This window comes from Halomonas sp. GXIMD04776 (genome assembly GCF_049808615.1).
GTDB lineage: Bacteria > Pseudomonadota > Gammaproteobacteria > Pseudomonadales > Halomonadaceae > Modicisalibacter.
In genome coordinates this window covers 1-25,601 of record NZ_JBNCAN010000026.1, presented here as the reverse complement: position 1 = coordinate 25,601, position 25,601 = coordinate 1, and the positions used below count along the sequence as shown (strand labels likewise).

The 25,601-nt window shown below is 58.3% G+C and carries 23 protein-coding genes; 6 read left to right on the top strand and 17 right to left on the bottom strand.

What is annotated here, in order from left to right; translation table 11 throughout:
* Window positions 1-160: 160 nt before the first annotated feature.
* Entirely contained in the window at window positions 161-2,284 is a 2,124-nt protein-coding gene (pnp, locus tag ACPF7Z_RS16205) for a polyribonucleotide nucleotidyltransferase (RefSeq protein WP_425194299.1), read from the top strand.
* 82 nt (window positions 2,285-2,366) lie between these two features.
* On the opposite strand, the gene ACPF7Z_RS16200 is transcribed toward pnp, so the two are convergent.
* The 10 genes from ACPF7Z_RS16200 to dksA all read right to left on the bottom strand — a co-directional run bounded on the left by ACPF7Z_RS16200 (window position 2,367) and on the right by dksA (window position 14,227).
* Window positions 2,367-3,545, bottom strand: a complete 1,179-nt coding sequence (locus ACPF7Z_RS16200) for an acetyl-CoA C-acetyltransferase (protein ID WP_425194298.1) — start codon at window positions 3,543-3,545, stop codon at window positions 2,367-2,369.
* A 131-nt stretch (window positions 3,546-3,676) separates the two neighbouring features.
* The gene (gene panC / locus ACPF7Z_RS16195) at window positions 3,677-4,531 is read right to left on the bottom strand and encodes a pantoate--beta-alanine ligase (RefSeq protein WP_425194297.1); all 855 of its coding nucleotides are present in this window, start codon (window positions 4,529-4,531) and stop codon (window positions 3,677-3,679) included.
* Entirely contained in the window at window positions 4,531-5,319 is a 789-nt protein-coding gene (panB, locus tag ACPF7Z_RS16190) for a 3-methyl-2-oxobutanoate hydroxymethyltransferase (RefSeq protein WP_425194296.1), read from the bottom strand. Before panB ends, panC begins: the two co-directional genes overlap by 1 nt.
* A 160-nt stretch (window positions 5,320-5,479) precedes the next feature.
* The gene (gene folK / locus ACPF7Z_RS16185) at window positions 5,480-5,977 is read right to left on the bottom strand and encodes a 2-amino-4-hydroxy-6-hydroxymethyldihydropteridine diphosphokinase (protein WP_425194295.1); all 498 of its coding nucleotides are present in this window, start codon (window positions 5,975-5,977) and stop codon (window positions 5,480-5,482) included.
* Entirely contained in the window at window positions 5,970-7,385 is a 1,416-nt protein-coding gene (gene pcnB, locus ACPF7Z_RS16180) for a polynucleotide adenylyltransferase PcnB (RefSeq protein ID WP_425194294.1), read from the bottom strand. Before pcnB ends, folK begins: the two co-directional genes overlap by 8 nt.
* Before the next feature lie 897 nt (window positions 7,386-8,282).
* On the bottom strand, window positions 8,283-9,656 hold the full coding sequence (locus ACPF7Z_RS16175) for a sigma-54-dependent transcriptional regulator (RefSeq protein ID WP_425194293.1): 1,374 nt from the start codon (window positions 9,654-9,656) through the stop codon (window positions 8,283-8,285).
* Window positions 9,634-12,597, bottom strand: coding sequence for an ATP-binding protein (locus tag ACPF7Z_RS16170; protein ID WP_425194292.1), 2,964 nt, complete (start codon window positions 12,595-12,597; stop codon window positions 9,634-9,636). Before ACPF7Z_RS16170 ends, ACPF7Z_RS16175 begins: the two co-directional genes overlap by 23 nt.
* Entirely contained in the window at window positions 12,587-12,805 is a 219-nt protein-coding gene (locus ACPF7Z_RS16165) for a hypothetical protein (protein WP_425194336.1), read from the bottom strand. The genes ACPF7Z_RS16170 and ACPF7Z_RS16165 overlap by 11 nt, the downstream gene beginning before the upstream one ends.
* A 21-nt stretch (window positions 12,806-12,826) precedes the next feature.
* Window positions 12,827-13,729 carry a tRNA glutamyl-Q(34) synthetase GluQRS gene (gene gluQRS, locus ACPF7Z_RS16160; RefSeq protein WP_425194291.1) on the bottom strand — a complete coding sequence of 301 codons (903 nt, stop codon included), beginning with the start codon at window positions 13,727-13,729 and terminating at the stop codon, window positions 12,827-12,829.
* 60 nt (window positions 13,730-13,789) lie between these two features.
* Complete coding sequence (gene dksA / locus ACPF7Z_RS16155; protein WP_425194290.1) at window positions 13,790-14,227, bottom strand: RNA polymerase-binding protein DksA; 438 nt, start codon at window positions 14,225-14,227, stop codon at window positions 13,790-13,792.
* A 275-nt stretch (window positions 14,228-14,502) separates the two neighbouring features.
* Between dksA and sfsA the strand changes: the two genes are divergently transcribed.
* Together sfsA and ACPF7Z_RS16145 are read left to right on the top strand one after the other, a co-directional pair.
* Window positions 14,503-15,261: a DNA/RNA nuclease SfsA gene (sfsA, locus tag ACPF7Z_RS16150; RefSeq protein WP_425194289.1), complete on the top strand. Its 759-nt coding sequence runs from the start codon at window positions 14,503-14,505 to the stop codon at window positions 15,259-15,261.
* A gap of 95 nt (window positions 15,262-15,356) precedes the next feature.
* Complete coding sequence (locus ACPF7Z_RS16145) at window positions 15,357-16,244, top strand: ChaN family lipoprotein (RefSeq protein ID WP_425194288.1); 888 nt, start codon at window positions 15,357-15,359, stop codon at window positions 16,242-16,244.
* A 5-nt stretch (window positions 16,245-16,249) separates the two neighbouring features.
* Here the strand turns inward: ACPF7Z_RS16145 and ACPF7Z_RS16140 are convergent, their stop codons facing one another.
* Genes ACPF7Z_RS16140 through ACPF7Z_RS16115 form a run of 6 tightly spaced genes read right to left on the bottom strand, consistent with a single transcriptional unit; the run spans window position 16,250 to window position 20,719 of the window.
* A complete protein-coding gene (locus ACPF7Z_RS16140) occupies window positions 16,250-16,696 on the bottom strand; it encodes a DUF4426 domain-containing protein (RefSeq protein WP_425194287.1) in 447 nt (148 codons plus the stop codon).
* A 24-nt stretch (window positions 16,697-16,720) separates the two neighbouring features.
* Window positions 16,721-17,326: a methionine biosynthesis protein MetW gene (metW, locus tag ACPF7Z_RS16135; protein ID WP_425194286.1), complete on the bottom strand. Its 606-nt coding sequence runs from the start codon at window positions 17,324-17,326 to the stop codon at window positions 16,721-16,723.
* Window positions 17,326-18,483: a homoserine O-succinyltransferase MetX gene (gene metX, locus ACPF7Z_RS16130; protein WP_425194285.1), complete on the bottom strand. Its 1,158-nt coding sequence runs from the start codon at window positions 18,481-18,483 to the stop codon at window positions 17,326-17,328. Before metX ends, metW begins: the two co-directional genes overlap by 1 nt.
* Before the next feature lie 27 nt (window positions 18,484-18,510).
* A complete protein-coding gene (locus ACPF7Z_RS16125) occupies window positions 18,511-19,101 on the bottom strand; it encodes a YggT family protein (RefSeq protein WP_425194284.1) in 591 nt (196 codons plus the stop codon).
* 26 nt (window positions 19,102-19,127) lie between these two features.
* Window positions 19,128-19,967: a pyrroline-5-carboxylate reductase gene (proC, locus tag ACPF7Z_RS16120; RefSeq protein WP_425194283.1), complete on the bottom strand. Its 840-nt coding sequence runs from the start codon at window positions 19,965-19,967 to the stop codon at window positions 19,128-19,130.
* 44 nt (window positions 19,968-20,011) lie between these two features.
* Window positions 20,012-20,719, bottom strand: a complete 708-nt coding sequence (locus ACPF7Z_RS16115; protein WP_425194282.1) for a YggS family pyridoxal phosphate-dependent enzyme — start codon at window positions 20,717-20,719, stop codon at window positions 20,012-20,014.
* A gap of 38 nt (window positions 20,720-20,757) precedes the next feature.
* Between ACPF7Z_RS16115 and ACPF7Z_RS16110 the strand changes: the two genes are divergently transcribed.
* Together ACPF7Z_RS16110 and ACPF7Z_RS16105 are read left to right on the top strand one after the other, a co-directional pair.
* On the top strand, window positions 20,758-21,801 hold the full coding sequence (locus ACPF7Z_RS16110; RefSeq protein WP_425194281.1) for a type IV pilus twitching motility protein PilT: 1,044 nt from the start codon (window positions 20,758-20,760) through the stop codon (window positions 21,799-21,801).
* 51 nt (window positions 21,802-21,852) lie between these two features.
* Window positions 21,853-22,995, top strand: a complete 1,143-nt coding sequence (locus tag ACPF7Z_RS16105; protein ID WP_425194280.1) for a PilT/PilU family type 4a pilus ATPase — start codon at window positions 21,853-21,855, stop codon at window positions 22,993-22,995.
* On the opposite strand, the gene ACPF7Z_RS16100 is transcribed toward ACPF7Z_RS16105, so the two are convergent.
* Window positions 22,992-24,140 carry an anhydro-N-acetylmuramic acid kinase gene (locus ACPF7Z_RS16100; RefSeq protein WP_425194279.1) on the bottom strand — a complete coding sequence of 383 codons (1,149 nt, stop codon included), beginning with the start codon at window positions 24,138-24,140 and terminating at the stop codon, window positions 22,992-22,994. The two genes, ACPF7Z_RS16105 and ACPF7Z_RS16100, sit on opposite strands and share 4 nt — an antisense overlap.
* 102 nt (window positions 24,141-24,242) lie before the next feature.
* On the opposite strand from ACPF7Z_RS16100, the gene tyrS reads away from it, so the two are divergent.
* The gene (tyrS, locus tag ACPF7Z_RS16095) at window positions 24,243-25,442 is read left to right on the top strand and encodes a tyrosine--tRNA ligase (RefSeq protein WP_425194278.1); all 1,200 of its coding nucleotides are present in this window, start codon (window positions 24,243-24,245) and stop codon (window positions 25,440-25,442) included.
* Window positions 25,443-25,601 lie beyond the last annotated feature (159 nt).

Here is a 25,601-nt window from a genome sequence, read left to right as displayed (position 1 = left end):
TTCCTGCGCAAGCAAGAGATACAACGAAACGGGTGGCCCGAGGGCTGCCCGTTTCGCGTTTTTGAACGGCGGATGATTAACCCGTGCTCCCATTGGACTGCTAGAATAGTCGCCGAGTCAAAACGACCCACATGAAATCGACAAGGTAAAGGACGTCACCGTGAATCCGGTCAAGAAAACATTTCAGTACGGTCAAAGCACCGTCACACTCGAAACAGGACGTATCGCCCGTCAGGCCACCGGCGCCGTGCAGGTCACCATGGACGACACCGTGGTGCTGTGTACTGTGGTTGCGCGTAAGGACACCAAGCCGGGCCAGGATTTTTTCCCACTCTCCGTGCACTACCAGGAAAAGACCTACGCGGTAGGCAAGATTCCAGGTGGCTTCTTCAAGCGCGAAGGCCGTCCGACCGAAAAGGAAACGTTGACCTCGCGACTGATCGACCGCCCGATTCGTCCGCTGTTCCCCAAGGGCTTCATGAATGAAGTCCAGGTCATCTGCAACGTGCTGTCCGCCGATCGCAATCAGGACCCGGATATCGCTGCGATGATTGGTACTTCTGCGGCGCTGGCGATTTCCGGCGTGCCTTTCAATGGACCGATCGGGGCCGCTCGGGTGGCCTTCAGCGAGGAGCGGGGCTACTTCCTCAACCCCAGCGTCGAAGAGCTGACGACCTCCGAACTCAACATGGTTGTTGCCGGCACCGAGAAGGCCGTGCTGATGGTCGAATCCGAGGCCAAGGAGTTGCTCGAGGACGAAATGCTCGGCGCGGTGCTCTTCGCCCACCAGGAAATGCAGGTGGCCATCCAGGCGGTCAATGAGTTCGTTGGCGAGGCAGGCAAGCCCAAGTGGGAATGGCAAGCGACGCCGGAAAATACCTCGCTTAAGGACGCCCTGGCAAGCGGCTTTGAGGCGAAGATCGGTGATGCCTATCGGGTGACTGACAAGATGGCGCGTCAGGATGCCTTGTCAGCCCTAAAGGCCGAGGCGGTCGAACAACTGGCGAGTGGTGACGATGCCCGGTTCAGTGCCGATGAAGTAAGCGGCGCCTTCGCCGGCCTCGAGAAGCGCGTAGTGCGCAGTCGGGTGATCGATGGCGAGCCGCGCATCGACGGTCGCGATCACAAGACCGTACGCCCTCTGGACATTCAGGTCGGTGTGCTGCCGCGTACCCATGGCTCGGCACTGTTCACTCGTGGCGAGACCCAGGCGATGGTTATCGCCACCCTGGGGACGCTGCGCGATGCTCAGTTGATCGAATCCCTGGAAGGCGAACGCAAGGATCGTTTTCTACTGCATTACAACTTTCCTCCTTACTGCGTAGGCGAAGCTGGTTTCATGGGTGGCCCTAAGCGGCGCGAGATCGGTCATGGTCGTCTGGCACGCCGCGGTGTGCAGGCCATGCTGCCCAGTGATGAAGAGTTTCCTTATACCATCCGGGTAGTGTCCGAAATTACCGAATCCAACGGCTCCAGTTCCATGGCCTCGGTCTGTGGTACCTCACTGGCCTTGATGGACGCCGGCGTACCGCTCAAGGCGCCGGTGGCGGGTATTGCCATGGGCTTGGTCAAGGATGGCGAAAAGTTTGCCGTGCTGACCGACATCCTGGGTGACGAGGATCACCTCGGCGACATGGATTTCAAGGTTGCCGGTTCCGCCAAGGGCGTCACTGCGCTGCAGATGGATATCAAGATCGAGGGCATCAATGAGGAAATCATGGAGACGGCGCTGCAGCAGGCTCATGAGGCGCGCCAGAATATCCTCGGTCAGATGAATCAGGTGATTGGTCAGAGCCGCACGGAAGTGTCCGAAAACGCACCGTCCATGGCCACCATCAAGATCGACCCGGACAAGATTCGTGATGTCATCGGCAAGGGTGGCGCGACTATCCGGAAGATCTGTGATGATACCGGCGCTTCGATCGACCTCGACGACGATGGCACCGTGCGTATCTACGCCGATGACAAGGCAGCGGCCAAGCAGGCCATCGATATCGTGCTCGGTATTACCGCCGAAGCCGAGATCGGCAAGCTCTACCGGGGCAAGGTGGTGCGTATTGCCGACTTCGGTGCCTTCGTCAATTTCATGCCCGGCACCGACGGGTTGGTTCACATCTCGCAGATCGTGCCGGAACGTGTCAATGACGTGCGCGACTTTCTCAATGAAGGCGATGAGGTCACGGTCAAGGTGCTGGACATCGACAACCGCAACCGTGTGAAGCTGTCGATCAAGGAGATCGGCGCCGAAGAAAAGGCCGCCTTCGAGGCCGAGCTAGCCGAGTAACACCTAGGCGACTTTCAAGCGGTAAAAGAAACGCCCCGGCAGTGAACTGCCGGGGCGTCTTTATTGAACCTCTTTCAAACCGTTATCTTTCGATGGCGAGGGCGACACCTTGTCCGCCACCGATACACAGCGTCGCTAGGCCTTTCTTGGCATCTCGAGCGATCATCTCGTGCAAAAGGGTGACCAGCACTCGACAGCCCGAGGCTCCGATAGGGTGGCCGAGGGCAATGGCACCGCCATTGACGTTGATCTTGCTGGTATCCCAGCCCAATTCCTTGTTCACCGCCAGTGCTTGAGCCGCGAAGGCTTCATTGGCTTCGACCAGATCGAGTTCATCCATGCTCCAGCCGGCCTTCTCGAGACAGCGACGCGTGGCAGGCGCCGGACCGATGCCCATGATTGACGGGTCAACACCCGCATTGGCGTAGGCCTTGATGCGTGCTAGGGGCTCAAGACCCAATTCCCGCGCTTTGGACTCGGAACACAGCATGGCAACGGCGGCCCCATCATTGATTCCCGAGGCGTTGCCGGCAGTCACGGCACCATCTTTCTTGAAGGCAGGCTTCATGCCCCCGAGCTTCTCGGCGGTGATGCCGGCGCGGGGCCCTTCATCCTTGTCGAAGACGATAGGATCGCCCTTGCGCTGAGGTATCTCGATCGGCACGATCTGACTGTCGAAGCGTCCGGAGTCGATGGCGGCGGCAGCATTCTGCTGGGAAGTGGCCGCGAATTCGTCCATCTGCTCCCGGGTAATGCCGTACTTTTCACCCAGGTTCTCGGCGGTGATGCCCATGTGATAATCGTTGAAGGCATCCCAGAGGCCGTCGTACACCATGGTGTCGAGTGCCTTCCAGTCACCCATGCGCTGTCCGGTACGGGAGTTGGGCAAGGCATGAGGAGATAACGACATGTTTTCCTGACCTCCGGCCAGAATCAATTCCGCATCGCCACAACGAATGGCTTGAGTGGCCAGATGCAGTGCCTTGAGACCGGAGCCGCAGACTTTGTTGATGGTCATGGCAGGTACGGCGTCCGGTAGGCCGGCGAGAATAGAGGTCTGGCGGGCCGGGTTCTGCCCACAAGCCGCTGTCAATACTTGACCGAGCAGCACCTCGTCGACCTGATCGGGAGAGACGCCGGTATTAGCAAGAATATCCTTGATGACACGAGCCCCTAGCTCCTTGGCAGGAATCGTGGAGAGCGAACCGCCAAAGGTACCGATGGCGGTGCGGCGAGCGGCGACAATAACCACATCTTGCATGTGAAACTCCTTTTGTTCGAGCGAATAGTCCCGTTACCAGCATAGGAGACCCATGGGCACCGCCGCAATCGCTAATACGTGCCATGACCAAGGAATCAGTCTGATTCAGCATTTCTTGATGCGACTTTCAGTCAATTAGCCGATAGCGAGACGGGGATGTTATCGATCAGCCGTGTTGGCCCCAGGTGAGCGGCTGCGAGCAGGATGGCGTGCTGTGTCGTATCGTTCACCGGGCCAAGATCATCGGCACGACGCAATTCGAGATAATCCGGTTTGAAATTTGCTGCTGTAAGCCTTGTTAGCGCCTCGCGCAGCACGTCGTCCGGCGGCACGCCATCCTCGAGTGCGTCCCGGGCACGACATAGAGCGTCATATAGCATGGGTGCCTGAGCACGCTGAGCGGCATCGAGATAGCCATTGCGCGATGACAATGCCAAGCCATCATCATTACGAATGGTGGGGGTGCCGATGATCTCGATGGGCAAATGCAGATCGGCGGTCAGCTTGCGAATCACGGCCAGCTGCTGATAGTCCTTCTCGCCGAAACAGGCGATATCCGGTTGCACCAGATTGAATAATAGCGTGACTACCGTCGCGACGCCTTCAAAATGGCCGGGGCGGCTGGCACCACAAAGACCCTCCGACACCACGGGCACGCGCACCTTGGTGTGGGCATCGAGGCCCTGGGGGTAGAGCATGTCATTGGCGGGTGTAAACAGCAGATCGCAGCCGGCCGCCTCCAGCTTGCTCTGGTCTTCAACAAGGGTGCGCGGGTAAGCGTCCAGGTCTTCGCCTGCACCGAATTGCATAGGATTGACGAAAATCGTTGCCACTACAATGTCGGCGTGCCGTCGAGCCACTTCAATCAAGGCAATATGACCTGCATGCAGATTGCCCATGGTGGGCACTAGAGCGATTTTGGCACCTTGCTGCCGATGAGGGGTTAATGTTTGGCGCAACGTCTCGATGGTGGTCAGGATCTGCATCAGAAGCTGTGCTCTTCGCTGGGGAAACGGCGTGCTTTTACAGCCTCATGATAAGCGCGGAAAGCGGCCTCGATCGAGTCGGACTCGGTCAGGAAGTTCTTGGCGAAGCGAGGGGGACGAGTGCTGACACCCAGGACATCATGCATTACCAAGATTTGTCCATCGACCTCGGCGCCCGCGCCGATACCGATCACCGGTACATCCAAGGTGTCGCGCATCATGCGACCCAGGTGCGCGGGTACGCATTCGAGCAAAATGATCGAGGCACCGGCATCGACCAGTACTTGGGCATCGGCCACCATCCGCTCGGCTTGAGTGCTATCCCGGCCCTGTACTCTGTAGCCGCCGAACTGATGCACCGATTGAGGGGTCAGCCCCATGTGCGCACAGACCGGGACGCCTCGACGTGTCAACTCGCGAATGCCCTCGGCAAGCCAGGCTTCTCCTTCGATCTTGACCATCTCGGCACCGGCACGCATCAAGGCACCGGCATCTTGTAGCAGGCGCTCCTGGCTTGCGTTGCTCATGAAGGGCAGATCGGCCATCAACAGGCTCTTTTCCTTGCCGCGAGCGACGCAGCGCGTGTGGTAGCAAATATCCTCCAGGGTGACCGGCAGGGTGGTGGAGTGCCCTTGTAACACCATCCCCAGGGAATCACCGACCAACAACACTTCGATGCCCGCTTGGCTCGCAATGCGCGCAAAGGAAGCATCATAAGCGGTCAAACAGCTGAATGTTTCACCGGCGTGCTTGATGGCGTGTAGCGTGCGCGTGGTGATGGTCTTCATGGCGTGCAGTCTCGTCTCTGGTGGCATGCGAAAGCGTAGATGGCATGCGAGAACAGTGCAGTGAAAAAGGAGTCGTTATACCGGGTGCGTCAGGTTGTTACCCGCATTTGTTACTTTATGCCCTATGGTAGCGTGAAAGGGTAACAAATATCTTGCAACCCTACCTTCGAGATGACAAACGTTTTAGATCATGACCTTCCATTTGTAGCAGAAGATTCTTCAGTTGTGTGGTGCCGATCATCGACTCAGGCGCAATCTCGGCCAGAGGAAATAGCACGAAGGCTCGCTCATGCATGGCAGGATGGGGAATCTTCAAGCGTGGTAGGTCAAGGCTCAGATCATCGAACAAGAGCAGATCCATATCCAATGTGCGAGGGCCCCAGCGGCGCAGGCGGCGGCGGCGATGCTGTTGTTCCAAGGCTTGCAACTGATCAAGCAAGGCTAAGGGAGACAGTCGGGTCGACACCCAGGCGACCGCATTGATGAAATCGGGTTGATCCTGGGGGCCTACCGGTTTGCTGGCGTAGCAGGCCGAAGCGGCCAGCAACCCTGTAACGGGAAGGCGATCGAGCGCGATGATAGCCTGTTCGACACGCTGGCGCGGTCCATCCAGGTTGCTGCCCAGACCGATATATGCGTGGTGTGACAACTCATTCATGGCCCGAAGACGAAGATCCCTGAGGCTTATTGTTACGTCGGCGCTTACGAGGCCGGCGTTTGCGCCCATCACCAGTGCTGGCGGGATCGGCGTCGATCTTGTTCAGCATGCGTCGCTGTTCGTGCTCGTCACCATTCTGAAAGGCTTCCCACCAGGCACCCAGTCCCGATGGGATCTCGCCGGCGGCTTCGCGTAGCAGCAGGAAGTCGTAGGCGGCGCGAAAGCGGGGATGCTCGAGCGTCTGGAAGGTGCGCTTGCCGCGACGCTTGGGAAGTCGCTGCTGCAGATCCCAGATATCGCGCATCGGCAGGCTGAAGCGTTTGGGAATGGAGATATGCTGCAGCTGACGCGACACCGCTTGTTGAGAGGCCGTCTGCTGCGCGGGGATTGGCGCCAGACCGTCAACCTGCAACTGCTGTCGGCGTTGCTGTACGCCGGGCCAAAGCAAGGCAGCAAAGAGAAATGCCGGTGTTACCGGCCTCTCGTGCTGAATACGGGCATCGGTATTGGCCAGCGCCTGAATGATCAGCGGCTCCGCCCAGGACAGTTCTTCCATGGCTTCTTCCGCTTCCGGGAAGAGCATGGCGAACAGTCCGTAATGGCGCAGCAGGTGGAAAGTAGCGACGGCCTGGCCCGATAGGAACAGCTTGAGTATTTCCTCGAACAATCTGGCCGGGGGAATCTGCAAGAGCAGAGGTGCCATGTCCCGGATGGGCGCCTCGGTTGCGGGGGCGAGGGTGAAGTCCAGTTTGGCGGCGAAGCGGACGGCGCGCAGCATGCGCACGGGGTCTTCACGATAGCGCGTTTCAGGATCGCCAATCAGGCGTAGAACACGCGCATGGATGTCGTCGACGCCACCGGCCCAGTCGTGCAATGAAAAATCGGCAATGCTGTAATACAGTGCATTGATGGTGAAGTCGCGGCGCAGCGCATCCTCTTCGATGTTGCCCCACACATTGTCACGCAACAGCAGGCCGTGCTCTGATTGCTGAGCCAGATGTGCACCATGATCATCGTTGGGACGGCCTCGGAAAGTGGTCACCTCGATGATTTCGCGGCCGAAGCGCACATGCACGATACGAAAGCGTCGCCCGATGATGCGCGAGTTACGAAATAGATCGCGTAGCTCTTCCGGTGTGGCGTTGGTCGCAACGTCGAAGTCCTTGGGCGATTTGCCAAGAAGAGCATCGCGTAGACAGCCACCGACCAGGTAGGCATCGAAGCCAGCATTATGCAGTCGATAAAGCACCTTCAGGGCGCTCTCGCTGAACAGTTGACGTGAGATGGGATGTTCTTCGCGAGGGATGACGTGTGGCCGAGTAGCATGGCTAGCGCCATCTTGATTGCCGAACAGGGTCTTCAAACGTTCACCGGGGCGTTGGAGAAAGCGAGTAAATCCTTTAAACATGCAGCGATAGTGACTCGCAGTAGATGAAACGGCCAGTTTAGCCGAGCGTAGAGGGCTTGCAAAGCATTCGGCTACGGTCTTGGGGAACATAGATCCTCGACCTGACATGGTCAGGCGGAGATGGCGTGCCAATCACACACAGAATGGGCACGTAGAAAGGGGAGGCCGGTGGGCCTCCCCTAGAAGCAAGTTGCTCAGCATCCGTGCTGTTGGTTCTTTTTCGTGATGGCGCATCGCCTTGAATACGCACCACGGTCACAAATGAAATCTATCAGGTAAGCAGTGTTCTTGTTATTGGATCCCGATGGCGACCGTCTCGTATTCAAAACAATAATCCAACCACGACGGTAGAGAGTCTACCTTCCTTCGGTGTCTTGTGATTATTTCCGAAGGCGTACCTCTGACAGACGGCTATTGTTGTTGAGTCCGCTCTCGGTACATCGCGTGCCGATAAAAAATATCGGACAACCAATTTTTATTGTGCTTATCGGACTGACGAGCATTGCTTGACGATAGTTATTGTTGGGTCAAAACAAGCGAGTCTTCTATCGACGATTGTTCTTGTTGAGGCATCGCTAGCGGCATTCTCTGTATTACTTGTTATTGTTACAGCGACCACTTGCATTGATCAGCCTTTGTTTCTTGTTTTTGTTGCTATTGTTAGAGCACGCGGTGTGCCATTGATTTTTTTCTCTTTAAATAACATATGGTTATGCTGATGAGTGGGAGGCGACCAGGATGGCAATACGTATGTGTTACCGGAAATGGTGCGTGGTGTGGCGACAAATGGGTGAGATGGTAACAAAAGGGGCATTTTTATCTTAGATAAAGCGAGAATTATTTTCTTGTTATCTAATTTGTCCTGTTAGACGATAGTCGTTCTTTTCGACTTAGGTCTTAATTGGTGCGCGCTCTTGGGCTCTTTCGACGCGGGATACCCAGGCGCTGACGCCGCTCCCACAGACATTTGCGGCTGACACCGAGTTTCTGCGCCAGTTCGGTTTCGCTCATTTGATCCTGATGTTCGAGCACGAAGTGCTGAAAGTAGTCCTCCAGCGAAAGATCCGCTTCCTCTTCTCCAGGGTCGCTGCGGATAGTGGCCTGCGCCGGCTTGCTTGCATTGGGTAGGGGGCTTGGCGCTGCCAGCCCTAGATCATCGGGATGGATGAGATGGCTTTCCGCCAATATCACGCCCCGCTCCAGGGCATTTTCCAGTTCGCGGACATTACCCGGCCAAGGGTAGTCACGGATATCGCGCCGCGCCGTGCGCGAGAGCTTCAAGCCCTCACGAGCGTGTCGCCGGCAGGCGTTCTCTAGAAGGATATCGGTGATCTTCAATATGTCATCTTCACGCTCACGCAGCGGCGGAAGATCGATCTGCATCACGTTGAGGCGGTAATACAGATCGAGTCGGAATTCCCCATTTCGCGATAGCGCGTGCAGGTCGCGATGCGTAGCGGCGATCAAACGGACATCGACATGGCGGGTCTCCACCGAGCCCACCTTACGTATCTCGCCTTCCTGCAGTACACGCAGCAGGCGCGCCTGAGCATCCAGGGGTAACTCGCCGATTTCATCGAGAAACAACGTGCCGCCATCCGCAGCTTCCACCAAGCCGGTTCGTGCCGCGCTAGCCCCCGTAAATGCTCCTTTCTCATGGCCGAACAGTTCGGATTCGATCAAGGTTTCGGGGATCGCTGCACAGTTGACACAGATCAGCGGCGCCTTGGCACGACGACTCTGCCGGTGCAGGGCGCGCGCTACCAATTCTTTACCGGTCCCCGATTCACCCTGAATCAGCACCGTGACATCGGCAGGGGCCGTCTTGCGGATACGATTGTAGACGACCTGCATGGCTGGGCAATCGCCAACCATTTCTTGAGGCGCCGCAGCCTCGGAAGCGGAAGTGGCCTCAATAGATGGTGCATGGCGATGCAGTGTATGGGCAACGGTCTTGATGAGTTCATCGTGATCGAAGGGCTTGGCGATGTAGTCGACCGCTCCCTGTTTGAGTGCTTCCACGGCGGATCGCATGCTGGCATAGCTGGTCATGATCAGCACCGGCACGAGGTCGGCGGCATCGATGAGATCGGTGCCTGGGGGACCAGGCAGACGCAGGTCACTGATGATCAGATCGAAACGTTTCGGATCGAGGGACATGGCTTCCTCCACCGAGCCCGCCTCGCTGATCTGGTAATCATGACGTTCCAATAGGCGGCGTAGCGCAGTGCGAATGATGGCTTCGTCTTCAACGATCAGAATTCTGCTCATCGGTGTGTGATTCATCCTGTTGTGGTTGAGGTAACCAAAGTGTGATACGGGTGCCACGGGGCTGACCCAGGGGAGGCGAGTCGATCTGGATGTCGCCATGGTGCTCGCGAATGATGCTATAGACCAGCGGCAAACCGAGTCCTGTCCCCTCGCCGGGTGCCTTGGTCGTGATAAAGGGCTCGAAAAGATGAGCGCGGATCGATTCATCGATGCCATGCCCCTCATCGGTGACGCTCAGTCGGACCCGTTCGTCTTGAGTGGTGGCGTCAAGCGTCACACACCCTCCCGGTTGGCTGGCATCCCGAGCATTGCCGATCAAATTGACCAGTACCTGGATCAGGCGCTGCTTATCTCCCAGGGCCTGTAAACCCGTCGGGCAGCGGTTGTCATAGGTGATATCCTCGCCCGAGCGAGCCAGACGGATCAAGTGCAGTGCCTCATCGATGAGCGAGCGCAATTCGACCGCCACCAGATGAGTGTTCTGGATATGGCGACCGCCATGGGCAAAGCCCACCAGGGAGCCAACGATGCGCGATACGCGCTCCGTCAATTGTTGGATCTGTTCGGCCGTTTGCACTATGCGGGGATCATCGCTGTCGTAGCGTAGATTTTGAGCCAGTGACGAAATGCCGGTGATCGGATTGCCGATTTCATGCGCGACGCCGGCCGCCAGGCGGCCGATGGAGGCCAAGCGCTCGCTGTGCACCAGTTCGTCCTCGAGCCATTTCAGTTCGCTATGATCTTCGACAAGGATCACCATGGCGCCCCGGTCGCCCTCTTCGGGCTTCAGCAGCGCTCGATGCAGCGTTAGGTGGCGTATCTGGGAGGCCAGTGTCACGGCTTGCTTGTAGAGATAATCCCGCGGCTCATCGCAGATGCGTTTGAGAAGGCCGGCCCAGGGAGCGGGCAGTCCGTCGCGATGAGCGCCGATAACACTGTTGCCGTCGATCCCTGAGAGTTGTGCCAGCGCATCGTTCCACATCAGCAGTTCACCCTCATCATCGAAGACGCACAAGCCGATGGGGAGTTGCGCCAGCGTGCGTCGATGATGACGGCGCAATCCGTCGAGCTCGCGTGCAAGGCCGGTGAAGCGGGTACGATATGCCTCCAGACGACTCTCGACGAAATGGATGTCATCGGTTGCCCGTCCTCCGTCCTCATGTCGATAAGGGAGGAAGCGGTCGACGATATCCTGCGCCACCGAGGGGCCCATCAATCCCGACAGATTGGCCTGGATGCGATCCCGCAGTCGACGCAGGGCGTAGGGCCGGCTGTCCTGAGCGGAGAGCTTTAACGCCGTCGAGGCGCTTTCCACCTCTCGTCTGGCCACTTCCGGGCCCAGGGCGTCCGCCAGCAAATGTTTGAATTCTTCCACGTTACGCGCCATCAGCGGCAGGCGTTTCGGGCGGATCACCGCTTCCACCGAGCAGGCCTCCGCAGCGGCGCGCTCCCCCGGTGAGGTCCGTGTGATCAAAGACACCAGGATAAAGATCAGAATATTGGCGTTGAGCGCAACCAGGGTAACGACATACCAGGCCGGTTCGTCCAGGAGCCAGTTCACGCTGGAGGGCAGCAGCTTCATCGGTGTAAATCCGCTGAGCAGGGGCAACCACAATCCTGATAGCCAAATTGTGCAGCCAGTGATGAGCCCGCAGAGCATGCCCTTGCGATTGGCGCCGGGCCAGTAAAGAAGCGCGAGTAGGCCGGGAAGACACTGCGTCACGCCTACGAAGGCGGCTAGGCCCAGATCGGCAAGATCGTGGCGCTGCCCCACGCTGTAATAGAACAGCCAAGCGCCGAGAATTACGGTGATGATCAGGGTGCGGCGCAGCCAGAGTAGGCGGCGGTAGAGGTTTTCTCGTTTGTCGGGAGGGCGGGCGATCAGAACCAAATGATTCAAGGCCATGCCGGCCAGGGCGAGCGCCACGATGATTAGTGTGCCACTGGCAGCGGCCAGACCGGCAATGAAGACCAGACCGTCGACCCAGGGATTGGTGGATAGTTCGAAGGCCAGGTAAGCGGCGCCTGGCATCGCTGTGTCGATGCCCAGACGCTGTGCTGCCCATAGTATCAAAGGAATCGGCAACGCCATCAGCAGCAGATAGAGCGGAAAGCTCCAGCCGGCCTGCAACAATGCACGGCGCGAGGGTGTCTCGGTGAAGGTCATGTGAAACATGTGCGGCATGAGGAAGGCCGCGGCAAAAAACAGCAGCAGCAGGGTACGCCACTGGCCGGTATCGAGACGAGTGATCTTGTCCTGCAGGGCTAGGCCAGGACCTTCGAGCCAATTCTGCAGATCACCGGGACCGTCGAAGATTCCGTAGAGGGCTACCGTGCCCAGCAGCAGCAGGGCGGCCAGCTTGACCAATGATTCCAGGGCGATGACGGCCAGCAAACTATCGTGGCGTACCGGCAAATGGCTGTGACGAGCGCCGAACATGATAGCCAGTAAGGCGATGGGAATGCAGAAGAGCAGCGCCAACAAGGAGGGCGAGTCGGTGCCGGTCAACCGATGAAGCGCATCGCCAAGCGTCTTCAATTGCAGCGCCAAGAGCGGCATCACCGCCATCAGGGTAATCAGAGTGATCAGGGTGCCGACCCAACGGCTGCGAAAGCGAAAGGCAAATAGATCAGCAAGTGACGTCAACTGATAGGTTCGCGCCATACGTTGGATGGGTACCAGCATCACCGGCACCAACAGGAAGGCGCCGGAAACGCCCAGGTAGTAGGCCAGATAGCCATAGCCGACCCGTGAGGCCAGCTCAACACTGCCATAGATGGCCCAGGCACTGGCATAGACGCCCAGCGACAATGAATAGACTGCGGGATGGCGTACAAGACGTTGCGGCACCCATCCTTTTTCTACCGCCAAGGCGCCCAGGAAGAGCAACGACAGGTAACCTGCGCCGAGGACAAGAATGCCGAGAAGGCTAGCGCTCATCGAGTTTTCTCTTCTGCTCCAGCCACACCCCGAGTGCGATGAGTCCGCCCCAGATAAGGAACGGACGATACCAGGCGACGCCAGGCACGGCCCAGCCGCTCATCAAGACGGGCGACAGCAGATAGCCACCAAAAACCAGGAACAGCATGATGCGATAGATATACATGGGGGCAACCTGTTCGAGTTCTCCTTGGCAAATTGCATGCAAAGCGCTCAATCCTGAAGCGCGTCAACTCTCTAGGCTGACAGAACGAGGCAACGCACGATACATCCGCGGTTGCAGTCGATCACTGTTCCAGGCGGCAATGGCTGCCGTGAGCTGTTCGGTGACAGGGGCTCTTTTCAGGAAGGGCGCTGGCGTTTGATCGAGGATTATCAGTGCTTCATGCAGCAGCCGCCGAACCGACGCATCGTCGGTAGGCAAGGCTGGCGCCAGATTCTGCTTGGAAAGCTTCTGGCCATTATCGGCGGCGATGAGTGGCAGATGAAGATAACGGGGTTGCGGCAGGCTCAGTGCTCGCTGCAACTGGCATTGCCAGGGGGTGTTGTCGAGTAGATCGGTACCCCTCACGATCTGATTGATATGCTGGTCGCCGTCATCCACGACGACCGCCAGCTGGTAAGCCCATAAACCATCCTTACGCTTGAGCACGACGTCGCCGAGCTCCGCCGGGTCGATGCACTGGCGCTCGAACAGACGGTCGTACCAGACGATGGGTCGTTCGCCCAGGTCGCTACGCAGACGCCAGGCAAGGGGGCGATCGGGATGACGCACACCATTGCGACACCAGCCGGGATATACGGCGTATTCGCGCCATTCCTTGCGCGAACAACTGCAGGGATAGGCCAGGCCATGCTTGGCCAGTTGCTCCAACGCAGCCTGGTAAGCCTCATGTCGGGTGCTCTGATAGCGAACCTCTTCGTCCCAGTGCAATCCAAACGCTTCGAGTTGACGTAGTATCGCGGTGTCCGTGCCGGGCGGGCAGCGGGGTGGATCGACATCCTCGATACGCACGAGCCAGGTACCCTTGGCCTGGCGCGCGTCAAGATAGCTCGCCAGGGCCGTTACCAGAGAGCCAAAATGCAATGGGCCGGAAGGGGTTGGGGCAAAGCGGCCGCGATAGCCAGGCATGAGCGATTCCCTTGAAACGCAAATGGGCGCCCGATGGCGCCCATTGTGAACGGGACGGTATCAGCCGCCGAGCTGCTTTTCCTTGAGCTCCGCTAGGGTCTTGCAGTCCACACAAAGCGTGGCGGTAGGCCGTGCTTCCAGGCGGCGGATGCCGATCTCGACGCCACATGCCTCGCAGAAGCCGTAATCGTCATCGTCGATATTATCGATCGTTTCGTTGATCTTCTTGAGCAACTTGCGCTCACGATCGCGGGTCCGCAGTTCCAGGCTGAAGCCTTCTTCCTGAGTCGCGCGGTCCGCGGGGTCGGCATAGTTGTTGGCGTCTTCCTGAAGGTGGCGCACGGTGCGATCCACTTCTTCCATCAGCTCCATCTTCCAGCCAAGCAGAATCTGGCGAAAATGCTCCAGCTGCTTTTCATTCATGTACTCTTCATCCGGCGCCGGCTCGTACGGGATGAATTTTTTCGGCGCTTCCGTTTTCTTTTCCGCTACTGGCATGGGGCTGCCTCATTACTCAAGTGACTTGGGCCGATGCCCGGCCGGTCAAGTTGCATTCATTATCGTTTCGCAACCTGCGGGGGCGGAGTATACCCACCCGAAGCCTTGCTTATTTAGCGAAAAAGCCGGTGTTTTGCAACCACTCAATGTCTTTATCGCTGATGATCTTGAGATGAATCGGCTAATATGGCCTGTTGGGACGCTAACGGTGGCATCGATCAATAGCAAGGAGTCTTCATGCGCACGAGCGCTTCATTGGCATGTGATGGTGGACGATGAAGTATTCTTCTCTGATACCGGGCACTCTACTTCGTCGTTATAAGCGCTTTCTTGCGGATATCGAATTGACTAGCGGGGAGGTCGTAGTGGCGCACTGTCCCAATACAGGTTCGATGCGCTCGACCAATGTCCCTGGATGCCGTGTATGGTTGTCACCCAGTACCAATCCCACCAGAAAGCTGGCCTGGACCTGGGAATTGATCGAGCTGCCCCAGCCGGATGGCTCGATGGCCTTGGCGTCGGTGCATACCGGACGCGCCAACGCTATCGTCGAAGAGGCGCTCCGGGCGCAGCATATTCCTGAATTACGCGGTCATACATCGCTGCGTCGTGAGGCGTCGGCAGGCGGTGGCCGATTGGACTTCTGTCTGGAAGAGGCGGCAGGCGGTACCGCCTTTATCGAAGTCAAGCAGGTCACTCTCAAGGAGGTCGATGGCCACGGCTATTTCCCAGCGTCCGTGACGGTGCGAGGGGCACGGCACCTCGAAACGCTGGGGCAGCTTGTCGCGGCGGGCCAGCGGGCGCTTTTGCTATTCTGCGTGGCGCATACCGGGATCAAGGATGTGGCCCCGGCAGAACATATCGATCCGCTCTACGCCAAGACGCTGCGTCGTGTCGTTAATGAGGGGGTCGAGGTGCTGGCCTATGGCTGCAAAGTCGATTGTATCGCCGGCAAGCCCCAGGACATATATCTTGATCGGCCCTTGCCGCTATCACTGCAGCGCCGTTTGGAACAGCACCATGCAACGGATTGACGGCGGTTTCGGGGCAGTCGAGTTCATCGGTGATCGAACGGAGCTTTGGTGATCGACCGGGTTTGATCACTTGCTCAATCGGATAAGGAAAGAACATGCAGCGACGGGAGTGTCTCAAGATGTTGTTCGCCTTGGTCGCGAGCACGGGATTACCCAGCATCGTCCAGGGCAATACGGTTTCTAGTATCAACCGTATTCGTGATCTGCGTCGTGGCGAATGGCTCAGCAGCGGCGATTTGCTGACACGTCTGATCGAAAGCCAGGCGCTGGTGATCGGTGAGACGCATGACAACCCGGAGCATCACCGCCTGGAGCGCTGGCTGATTACGCAACTGGCGGCCAGGCAGATGCTGGGCGGAGTCGCCCTGGAGATGCTCGACAGCGAGCAGCAGGCGCTGCTCGAACAGATTCCAGATGATGCGCGGCGCGTTCTGTCCGATACCGAGTGGCAAGACGCCTTGGACTGGCAGCGAGGCTGGGAATGGTCCGCCTATGGGCCAACGCTCAAGTTGGCGCTGAAACTGGGTGTGCCGGTACGCTCAGCCAATCTGCCTGCCGCTGAGCTGCACGAAATCGTCAAGCTGAACCTGGCGCCGGAGTTGCCCCTGGTGGTGGCTCGAAAACAGCGGCGCGCATTGATCGAGGGGCACTGTGGCATGCTGCCTGACAACATGCTCGATGGCATGTTGGCTGCCCAGGTGGCTCGAGATCAGGCCATGGCGGCGGCGCTCGACGCCTTGCCACCAACCTCAGTGCTGGTGTGCGGTAATGGTCATGCCCGGCGGGATGTCGGCGTGGCGCTGCATACGAAACAGACGCCGCTGTGCCTGGGGTTGGTAGAGCTACCACCCGGGCAGGCCTGGACCTCGGCATTGCCGGAGAGTATCGACGCCGGACCTCCCTTCGATCTGGTCTGGTTTACCAGTGCGGTGGCCAATCGCGATGATCCCTGTATCGCCCTGAGAGAGCGCTTCTCACAATAGATCAGCTACTCGATGAAGAAGCGCTGCATGAAGGCGATCTCGGCGGGTTCCTGATTGCGATCGTAGCCTACCTCGAGGTTGAAGCGCATAGGCTCATCCTCCTGAATGCGGAACACTGCCAGCTGATAGATAGCACCGTCTTCGCGTACGGTGCGAAAGGACAATGGCTGAGATTGTCCCGCTAGATTGCCGACTTTGCCCTCTACGTTGGCCTGCACCGGTCGGGCAGTGCCATCGGGTTGATCTTCGAGAACACTGACGCTGAGCAGGGCCATCACTTTGCTGCGCTGAATGTCGTAGGCGGCGGCCACTTCCTGTGTCAGGAAGCTGGTGTTGACGGCGCTGTAATGAATTCGGTAATCGCCGACACGTTCGAGTTGTTCCGCGCTGGCTAATGGACTCATTACCATGGAGAGCCAGACCAGCGTCATCGTTTCCAAGACCCTTCTCATGAGATGTCCTCCCGGTATCGTTTGTTATTCATGCCCCTGACCGCGGCTGACGCGAAAAATGGCGGTTTCACCGAACAGGTTGGGCCACCAGCGCGAACTCCAATGGCCTTCATGGTCGCCATTGCCGACCGCGCGATCACTGATGATCAGACCCTTTTGTCGGCACAGATGTTCAAAATCATTGAAGGTGGACAAGTGAATATTCGGCGTATCGTACCAGGCGTGGGGCAACGATTTGGATACCGGCATATAGCCCTTGATGCCGAGATGAACCCGGTGACGCCAGTAAGCGAAATTGGGGAAGGTGATGATGCATTCGCTGGCGACCCGTAGCATCTCGTCGAGCATGCGATCCGGACGCCGCAGAGCCTGAAGAGCCTGGGTCATGATGATCACGTCGTAGGCATCGTCATCGAAGTTGGCGAGACCCTGGTTGAGATCCTGCTCGACGACATTGACGCCTTTCTCGAGACAGGCGGTGATCCCGTCCGGATCGATTTCGAGTCCGTAACCCGTCACATCTCTATTCCGTGCCAAGGCGTCGAGCAGCGTGCCGTCACCGCAGGCCAGATCGAGCACCCGTGCACCTTGCGGTATCCAGTCATAAATCAGTTTGAGATCCGCTCGCATCAGTCGCCCTCCAGGCCAAGTTCGCGGGAGACCCGCTTCATGAAGCCCCCAAATACGGCTTGATAGCGAGGATCGGGCAGCAAGAAGGCATCGTGTCCATGGGGTGACTTGATCTCGACGTAGCTCACTGGCTTGCCTGCACGGATCAGAGCATTCACCAGTTCCCGCGAACGTGCCGGGGCAAAACGCCAGTCGGTAGAAAAGCTCACCACCAGGAAGGGACAGTTGGCCGGTGCCAAGGCGGCGGCCAGATCGCCGGCGCAGGCCGCTGCCGGATCAAAGTAATCCAGTGCCTTGGTCATCAGCAGGTAGGTATTGGCATCGAAGACAGTGGAGAACATATCACCCTGATAGCGTAGATAGGACTCCACCTGAAACTCGACGTCGTAACCGAAGTTGAGAGCATCGCTGCGCAGGTCGCGACCAAACTTGGTACCCATGGAGTGTTCGGACAAGTAGGTGATGTGACCGACCATGCGCGCCAGCTTCAAGCCGCGCTTGGGCAAGGTGTCATGTTCGGCGTACCAGCCGTCATGAAAGTCGGGATCCGAGCGAATGGCTTGACGCGCCACTTCATTGAAGGCGATGTTCTGTGCTGAAAGCCGTGACGTGGCGGCGATGACCACGGCGTTGGCGATGCGCTCGGGATAACTCAGTGTCCACTGCAACACCTGCATGCCGCCCAGGCTGCCACCAACGACCGCCGCAAAACGCTCAATGCCCAGACGATCGGCCAGGCGCGCCTGGCTGTAGACCCAGTCGCTTACCGTCATCAGCGGGAACGTTGGACCCCAGGGTCGGCCTGTGTCGGGATTGATGCTGCAGGGGCCGGTGCTGCCATGACACCCGCCCAAGTTGTTCAGCGCGATAACGAAAAAGCGGCGAGTGTCGATGGTCTTGCCGGGACCGATATGCGCATCCCACCAGCCCGGCTTGGCATCCTCCTTGCTGTGATAGCCCGCCGCATGATGATTGCCGGACAGGGCATGACAAATCAGTACCGCATTGCTGCGCTCGGCGTTGAGTTCCCCGTAGGTTTCGTACACCAGGTCATAGGTTGCCAGTGTCTTGCCGCAGGCAAGTGGAAGCGGCTCGTCGAAACGAGCCGTCTGGGGCGTCACTAAACCGACGGAGTCAGCGGGAAGCGTGATGGACATCGTGGCTCGCTTTCAAAGACCGATCTTTCAAAGGCCGACCAAGGCACCGGAAACGCCCGCCGCCCGGGTCAGGGATCCGACCACGACACCATCGATCAGATTGATGGCGATGAACACCACGATGGGGGACAGATCGATCATCCCGAGTGGCGGTATGACCTTGCGTACCGGCGCCATGATCGGCTCGACCAGTTGGAAGATCAGGATGGCGCCGGGGTGACTCGCCTGCGGAGCGACCCAGCTCAGGATGATCATACCGATCAGCGCGAAGAAGTAGATCTTGAGGATTGCGCTAGCTACCGCAGCCACCGCGGCAATCGCGACACCGGCGATAGGTGGCATGCCGTAACCGGCTATCTGCATGATGGCGATGATGCTGATCGCCTTGATAATGAAGCCGGCCCCGAGCGTCGCCAGATCGAAACGTCCGATCGGCCGTAAAAAACCTTGCAGTGGGCGAACCACCGGTTGGGTCACCTTCACGACGGATTGGCTGAGGGGATTGTAATAATCGGCACGCGACGCCTGTAGCAGGAAGCGCAGCATCAGCATGAACAGGTAGATGTTGATCAGAGTATTGACCAGCATCAGGCCGGCGCTTCCCAGTTGGCTGCCCATAGGGCTCCTCCATATGAATTAAACTTTTAACGTTTCTTGCCGATTTCTTCGGATAGTTCTTCGGACAATTCTCGAGCGCGCGTTGCACAGGCCTGAGTAGCATCGTCGAACAGCTGGCGCAAGCCGCTATCCTCGAGGCTATGGATGGCGCGTTCGGTGGTACCACCGGGCGACATGACGTTGCGCTTGAGCTGGGCCGGATCGTATTCGCTCTGCTGAGCCATCTTGGCGGCACCGAAGCCGGTCTGCAACGCCAGGCGGCGTGCGCTCTCCGCCGGCAAGCCTAGACGCTTGCCGGCATCGATCAGCGCTTCGAACACCAGGAAGAAATAGGCGGGACCGCTACCGGAAATGGCGGTGACGGCCTCCAGTAGCGTCTCGTCGTCGACCCACTCGACCAGACCCACGGCTTCCAGCAATGTAGTGGTCAGCTGGCGCTGATCTTCGCTGACTTGGGCGTTGGCGTACAGCCCTGACGCACCGGCGCCTACCAACGAGGGGGTGTTGGGCATACAGCGAATGATGGGCAAACCCCCGCCCAGCCACCCGTCCAGGGTGGCGGCGGTGAGGCCGGCGGCCACGGAGACGATCAGAGGTTGCCGGGCCTGGATGCTATCGCGCAGATCGGAGCAAACGTCGCGCATGATGTTGGGTTTGACGGCAAGTACGACAACATCGGCCTCGCTGACGGCGGCATTGTTGTCGCCGCTGGTATTGATGCCGTAGCGATCGCGCAACTGTGTGAGGGCGCTGTCCTCCGGTGAGGTGGCAGTAATCATGTCGGCCGGGTAGCCGCCATCGATCATGCCGCCAAAGATGGCGCTGGCCATGTTGCCGGCACCAATAAAAGTGACCTTGCTTGTCATGATGAGATCTCCACGGTGGGGCGGGAAGAGTGAACGATACAGCATCAGCGATGAGGTTCACGAGCACCGAATATAGCGGTGCCCAGGCGAACCAGGGTAGCGCCTTCGAGGATAGCGGCTTCCAGGTCATCGCTCATGCCCATGGAAAGTGTATCCAGAGGGGCGTTGGGCAGGCGCTGCTGCAGTTTTTCCTGGAGACGACGCAGTTGAGCCAACGGTTGGCGTTGGCTAGCCAGGTCGGCGGCAGGTGCCGGAATGGCCATAAGGCCCCGCAGCCGCAGATTGGGAAGTGTGGCGACCTCATCGGCTAGCGCTTCGAGCGCTTCTGGTGCAATACCGGTCTTGCTGGGTTCCGCGCTGATGTTGACCTGCAAGCAGATGTTCAGCGGGCCCAGAGAGACGGGACGTTGCTCGGCTAGGCGGCGGGCGATCTTGGCCCGATCGACACTGTGCACCCAGGAGAAGTGCTCGGCCACGGCACGGGTCTTGTTCGACTGTAGAGGACCGATGAAATGCCAGACAAGATTTTGCAGGTCGGTGAGTTCGGCCTGTTTGTCGAGCGCTTCCTGGAGATAGTTCTCGCCGAATTCGCGTTGGCCGCTGGCATGGGCCTGGCGAATCAGCGTTGCGGGCTTGGTCTTGCTCACGGCGAGTAAGCGTGCGGCCTGTGAGGGACGCCCCGCATTTTCGAGTGCCTTGGCAAGCCGTTGCCGGGCGCGTTTAAGTGAATCGTCGACCGAAGCGTCTGACATGCCAGGCCCAACCTCATAGAAAAGAATAGGGGAATAGTGTGGATATTACCGAATTGCTGGCGTTTTCGGCAAAGCAGAACGCCTCTGACCTGCATCTTTCGGCAGGACTGCCGCCGATGATCCGCGTCGATGGCGATATTCGTCGGCTGAATGTACCGGCGATGCAGGATCGAGAAATTCGTACTCTAGTCTATGACATCATGGGCGATGTTCAGCGTCGTGATTTCGAGGAGTCTCTGGAAACCGATTTTTCTTTCGAGGTCCCAGGTGTATCGCGTTTTCGCGTCAACGTCTTCCACCATGGGCGAGGCGTTGGTGCGGTCTTTCGCGTCGTACCTTCCGAGGTGTTGAGCATGGAGGCGTTGGGATTGGGCGAGGTGTTTCGACGCCTGGCCTTGTTACCCCGCGGGCTGGTATTGGTCACGGGGCCTACCGGCTCGGGTAAGTCCACGACCCTGGCGGCAATGGTCGACTATATCAACGAAACCCGCTACGACCATATTCTCACCATCGAGGACCCGGTGGAATTCGTGCATGTCAGCAAGCGTTGCCTGATCAATCAGCGTGAGGTGCACCGCGACACCCGTGGTTTCAGCGAGGCGTTGAGATCGGCTCTGCGCGAGGACCCGGATGTGATTCTGCTCGGTGAAATGCGCGATCTGGAAACGATTCGTCTGGCATTGACGGCTGCCGAAACCGGGCATCTGGTATTCGGTACCCTGCATACTACCTCGGCGGCCAAGACCATCGATCGTATCATCGATGTCTTCCCGGGGGACGAAAAGGCCATGGTGCGCTCGATGCTCTCCGAGTCCTTGCAAGGCGTCGTTGCTCAGACGCTGCTCAAGCGTCATGGGGGAGGACGTGTTGCGGCACATGAGATTCTTGTGGCCAACGCCGCAGTGCGCAACCTGATCCGTGAAGACAAGGTGGCACAGATCTATTCCGCTATCCAGACCGGTGGCGGACAAGGTATGCAGACCCTGGATGCCTCCTTGGCAAGGCTGGTCAGCCAAAATTTGGTAAGCCGTCAGGAAGCCCAGGCAAAGGCTAAAAGCATGCTGCCGGAAGTAAGCGCTTAAACGCGCGCAATATTGGCCGATAAAAACTAAGCATCAGAGGAGGCCCAGGGTATGACACCGGCAGAATGGCTAGAGCAATTATTGAAAATCATGGTCGAGAAACAGGCCTCGGACTTGCTGATATCGACCAGTGCGCCGCCGAGTTTGAAGATCGGCGGCAAGTTGATGGCGTTGGGCGAGCAGGCATTGACGGTAGAGCAGGTCAGCGAGCTGGTGCTCGCGACATTGCCGAAAAGCCACCATAAGCGCTTTGAAGCCGAACGCGAAGCCAACTTTGCGTTGAGTCTGACGGGAGAAGGACGTTTTCGCGTCAGCGCTTTCTATCAGCGTAGCCAGATGGCCATGGTCGTACGCCGCATCGCCTATGACATTCCTCATATCGATGAGTTGTCATTACCCCCTGTCGTCGCCGAATTGGCTGCTGTAAAGCGTGGCCTAATACTGGTGGTGGGGGGGACAGGAACGGGCAAGTCCACGACTCTGGCGTCGATGATCCAACACCGGAACGAAACCCACGGCGGTCATATCATCTGCATAGAAGACCCGATCGAGTACATACATCCGCATCATCGCGCCATCGTCAATCAGCGTGAAGTTGGGATCGATACCGAGTCGTTCGAAGTGGCGCTCAAAAACACCTTGCGCCAGGCGCCGGATGTCATTCTGATCGGCGAGATACGCACTCGTGAAACCATGGAGCATGCACTGACCTTTGCCGAGACAGGTCATCTTTGTCTGGCGACACTGCACGCCAACAATGCCAATCAGGCCCTGGATCGCATCATCAACTTCTTTCCCGCCGAGCGCCACGACCAGGCTTGGCTCGATTTGTCCTTGAATCTCAAGGCCGTTATTGCCCAGCAGCTCGTTCCGGATACTGACGGTCGGACGCGACATGCAGCGGTAGAGCTCATGCTGCGCACTCCGTTGATCAGCGACCTTATTCGCAAAGGGGACATTGTCGGTATCAAGGATGTCATGGCGCGCTCACGGGATCATGGCATGCAGACTTTCGATCAGGCCCTTTACGAGCTGTATCGCGACGGCAAGGTCAGTGAAGATGTCGCGCTGGTGCATGCCGACTCAACCAACGACCTGCGCATGATGATCAAATACGGCGAGGAGACGCGCAAAGGGCTGGATGCCGCGGTCGATGCCTCCTGCAAGCTTTCGCTGCGTGACGACGACTACTAGGCGCTGTACACGCCGCCCAGCACCCGTGGGCCGCGTGCGCCCGTCACCGTGGGGAGATTGCCGGGTAGATTTTCTATCCGCCGCCAGGCAAGCCAGCCAAAGGCGCCCGCTTCCAGCCAGTCTGGTGACCAGCCGAAGTGCTCGCAGGGTGTCAATGTCGCATGAGGCAGGCGCCGCTCGAGTCGCTTGAGAAGATCGACATTATGAGCGCCGCCGCCACAAGGGATGAGTGTCAGCGCGCCTTCAGCGTCCTGCTGCCGTCGCGCCTGCTCGATTCCTGATGCGATACTGGCCGCAGTCAGTTCCGCCAGGGTCGCTTGTACATCTTGGGGTGATTCTCGACCTGTCAGCCGAGCCGCAAGCCAATCCCTGTTGAAATACTCTCGTCCGGTGCTCTTGGGCGGTGTTCGTCTAAAGAAGTCGTCATCGAGCAGGCGTTCGAGCAATGCCTCATCGACCTGGCCACTGGCGGCCCATCGGCCATCGTGATCGAACCGCTCCTGTCGATGGTAGGCATGCCATTCGTCGAGCAAAGCGTTGGCGGGCCCCGTATCGAAACCGATGACCGGCTCCTTGGATGCATTCGGTGGCAGCAGCGTCAGGTTGGCGAAGCCGCCCATGTTAAGAATGACGCGCCACTCATCCTCGGCAGAGAACAGCGCCGCATGGAAAGCGGGTGCCAGGGGGGCAGCCTGACCACCCGCAGCCAGGTCACGCCGCCGGAAGTCGGCGACGACACGGCAGCCGGTCAATTCGGCCAGCAAGCTGGGGTTATCCAATTGAAGGGTGTAGGGCGTGCTGTCGGCTTCGAACCCGCTCTCTATTTCATGACCATAAGGCGCATGCTCAATGGTCTGCCCATGACTGCCGATGGCAGTGATCTCGTACAACGAAATGTCATTTTCATTAAGCAACTGAACGACGGCCTCGCCCTGTAACCGGCAGAAGTCCGTTTCGGCGGCTGCCAAGTCCTGAAAAGCAACGCTACGTGCCTGACATAACGACAATAGCCGTTGGCGCAATCTTTCAGGCATGTCGATGCCCTTTGCTGCCAGCAATTCGGGGCGTCCCTCGCCACAGCGCACCAAGGCGGCGTCGATGCCGTCGAGGCTCGTGCCGGACATCAGGCCGATAAACAGGGGCATCCTTTTTCTCCTATGTCGTCTGGGTGCTCAACCGCCACGTCGAGACATGCTAACATTCAGCTCCATTTGCACAGACAATCGTTTTTAGTGGAGAGGGAGTCGATGACCGACGTTGCCGATACGCTGGCGTTACTCAAGCGAGGCGCTCACGAGATACTGCTTGAAGAAGAGCTTGAAAAAAAGCTCGCTTCGGGGCGCAAATTACGCATCAAGGCCGGTTTCGACCCCACTGCCCCCGATCTCCATCTCGGGCATAGCGTATTGCTGACCAAGATGCGTCAGTTTCAGGATTTAGGGCATGAGGTCATCTTCCTGATCGGCGACTTTACCGGGCGTATTGGTGATCCTTCAGGCAAGAACGTCACTCGCAAGCCGCTCACTGAGGAGGAAGTCAAGGCCAATGCCGAGACCTATCGTGAGCAGGTTTTCAAGATCCTCGATCGTGACAAGACCGAGGTGCGCTTCAACGCCGAGTGGTTCACCTCTTTAAGTGCCGCCGATATGATCGAGTTGGCCGGGCAGAGCACCGTGGCGCGCATGCTCGAGCGTGACGATTTCGAGAAGCGCTACCGGTCTGGGCAATCCATCTCCATTCACGAGTTTCTCTATCCCTTGGTGCAAGGTTACGATTCGGTAGCCCTGAAAGCAGATGTCGAGCTGGGGGGCACGGACCAGAAGTTCAATCTTTTGATGGGGCGCGAGATTCAAAAGCATTTCGGGCAGGAGCCCCAGGTGGTCATCACCATGCCGCTGCTCGAAGGGCTCGACGGCGTGCAGAAGATGTCCAAGTCGCTAGGTAATTATGTGGGCCTCGATGAGCCGCCGGGGGTCATGTTCAACAAGCTGGTATCCATGCCGGACAGCCTGATGTGGCGTTATTACGAGTTGCTGTCGCTCAAGAGTAACAGCGAAATTGAAGGCATCCGCAGCGACATCAATGCTGGTGCCAACCCCCGCGATATCAAGATGGAGCTGGCGCGCGAATTGATTACGCGCTACCACGGCGAGCAGGCCGCTGCCAATGCACATCGCTCTGCCGGTAATCAGTTGGCAGAGGGTGAACTGCCCGATGATATGCCCGAGGTCAGGGTCAACTTCGAAGGTGGAGAGCAAGCACCCATTGCGGCGGTTCTCAATCGAGCCGGTCTGGTCAATAACAGCGCCCAAGCCAAAGATATGCTCGGCAATGGACGGATCAAGGTCGATGGTGACGTCGTCGCTCGCGACCACATGCTTGAAACAGGCAAAAGCTATGTGATTCAGGCCGGCAAGAAGCGCTATGCGCGGGTTACATTAATGTAAGGATCAGGCCTAGGACGTTCGTCGTACTTTTTTTACCGGAAAGGGCTTGTCAGGCCCGGTCGAGATCCGTAAAGTACGCATCCGCTGCTGCCGACGAGGGGATACCCGAGAGGCATCGGCCGGCTCTTTAACAATTGATCAGGTAATTCATGTGGGCGC

Excerpts from the sequence above, each read along its gene's own strand:
- ACPF7Z_RS16100 (WP_425194279.1), bottom strand. The coding sequence starts at position 24,140 with ATGCCCCTGTTTATCGGCCTGATGTCCGGCACGAGCCTCGACGGCATC.
- ACPF7Z_RS16145 (WP_425194288.1), top strand. The coding sequence starts at position 15,357 with ATGCAGCGACGGGAGTGTCTCAAGATGTTGTTCGCCTTGGTCGCGAGC.
- folK (WP_425194295.1), bottom strand. The coding sequence starts at position 5,977 with ATGAATGAGTTGTCACACCACGCATATATCGGTCTGGGCAGCAACCTG.
- ACPF7Z_RS16175 (WP_425194293.1), bottom strand. The coding sequence starts at position 9,656 with ATGAGCAGAATTCTGATCGTTGAAGACGAAGCCATCATTCGCACTGCG.
- metW (WP_425194286.1), bottom strand. The coding sequence starts at position 17,326 with ATGCGAGCGGATCTCAAACTGATTTATGACTGGATACCGCAAGGTGCA.
- panC (WP_425194297.1), bottom strand. The coding sequence starts at position 4,531 with ATGCAGATCCTGACCACCATCGAGACGTTGCGCCAAACATTAACCCCT.
- ACPF7Z_RS16200 (WP_425194298.1), bottom strand. The coding sequence starts at position 3,545 with ATGCAAGATGTGGTTATTGTCGCCGCTCGCCGCACCGCCATCGGTACC.
- ACPF7Z_RS16125 (WP_425194284.1), bottom strand. The coding sequence starts at position 19,101 with ATGGGCAGCCAACTGGGAAGCGCCGGCCTGATGCTGGTCAATACTCTG.
- tyrS (WP_425194278.1), top strand. The coding sequence starts at position 24,243 with ATGACCGACGTTGCCGATACGCTGGCGTTACTCAAGCGAGGCGCTCAC.
- gluQRS (WP_425194291.1), bottom strand. The coding sequence starts at position 13,729 with ATGCCTGGCTATCGCGGCCGCTTTGCCCCAACCCCTTCCGGCCCATTG.
- pcnB (WP_425194294.1), bottom strand. The coding sequence starts at position 7,385 with ATGTTTAAAGGATTTACTCGCTTTCTCCAACGCCCCGGTGAACGTTTG.
- proC (WP_425194283.1), bottom strand. The coding sequence starts at position 19,967 with ATGACAAGCAAGGTCACTTTTATTGGTGCCGGCAACATGGCCAGCGCC.
- sfsA (WP_425194289.1), top strand. The coding sequence starts at position 14,503 with ATGAAGTATTCTTCTCTGATACCGGGCACTCTACTTCGTCGTTATAAG.
- ACPF7Z_RS16140 (WP_425194287.1), bottom strand. The coding sequence starts at position 16,696 with ATGAGAAGGGTCTTGGAAACGATGACGCTGGTCTGGCTCTCCATGGTA.
- panB (WP_425194296.1), bottom strand. The coding sequence starts at position 5,319 with ATGAAGACCATCACCACGCGCACGCTACACGCCATCAAGCACGCCGGT.
- metX (WP_425194285.1), bottom strand. The coding sequence starts at position 18,483 with ATGTCCATCACGCTTCCCGCTGACTCCGTCGGTTTAGTGACGCCCCAG.
- ACPF7Z_RS16115 (WP_425194282.1), bottom strand. The coding sequence starts at position 20,719 with ATGTCAGACGCTTCGGTCGACGATTCACTTAAACGCGCCCGGCAACGG.
- dksA (WP_425194290.1), bottom strand. The coding sequence starts at position 14,227 with ATGCCAGTAGCGGAAAAGAAAACGGAAGCGCCGAAAAAATTCATCCCG.
- ACPF7Z_RS16105 (WP_425194280.1), top strand. The coding sequence starts at position 21,853 with ATGACACCGGCAGAATGGCTAGAGCAATTATTGAAAATCATGGTCGAG.
- ACPF7Z_RS16170 (WP_425194292.1), bottom strand. The coding sequence starts at position 12,597 with ATGAGCGCTAGCCTTCTCGGCATTCTTGTCCTCGGCGCAGGTTACCTG.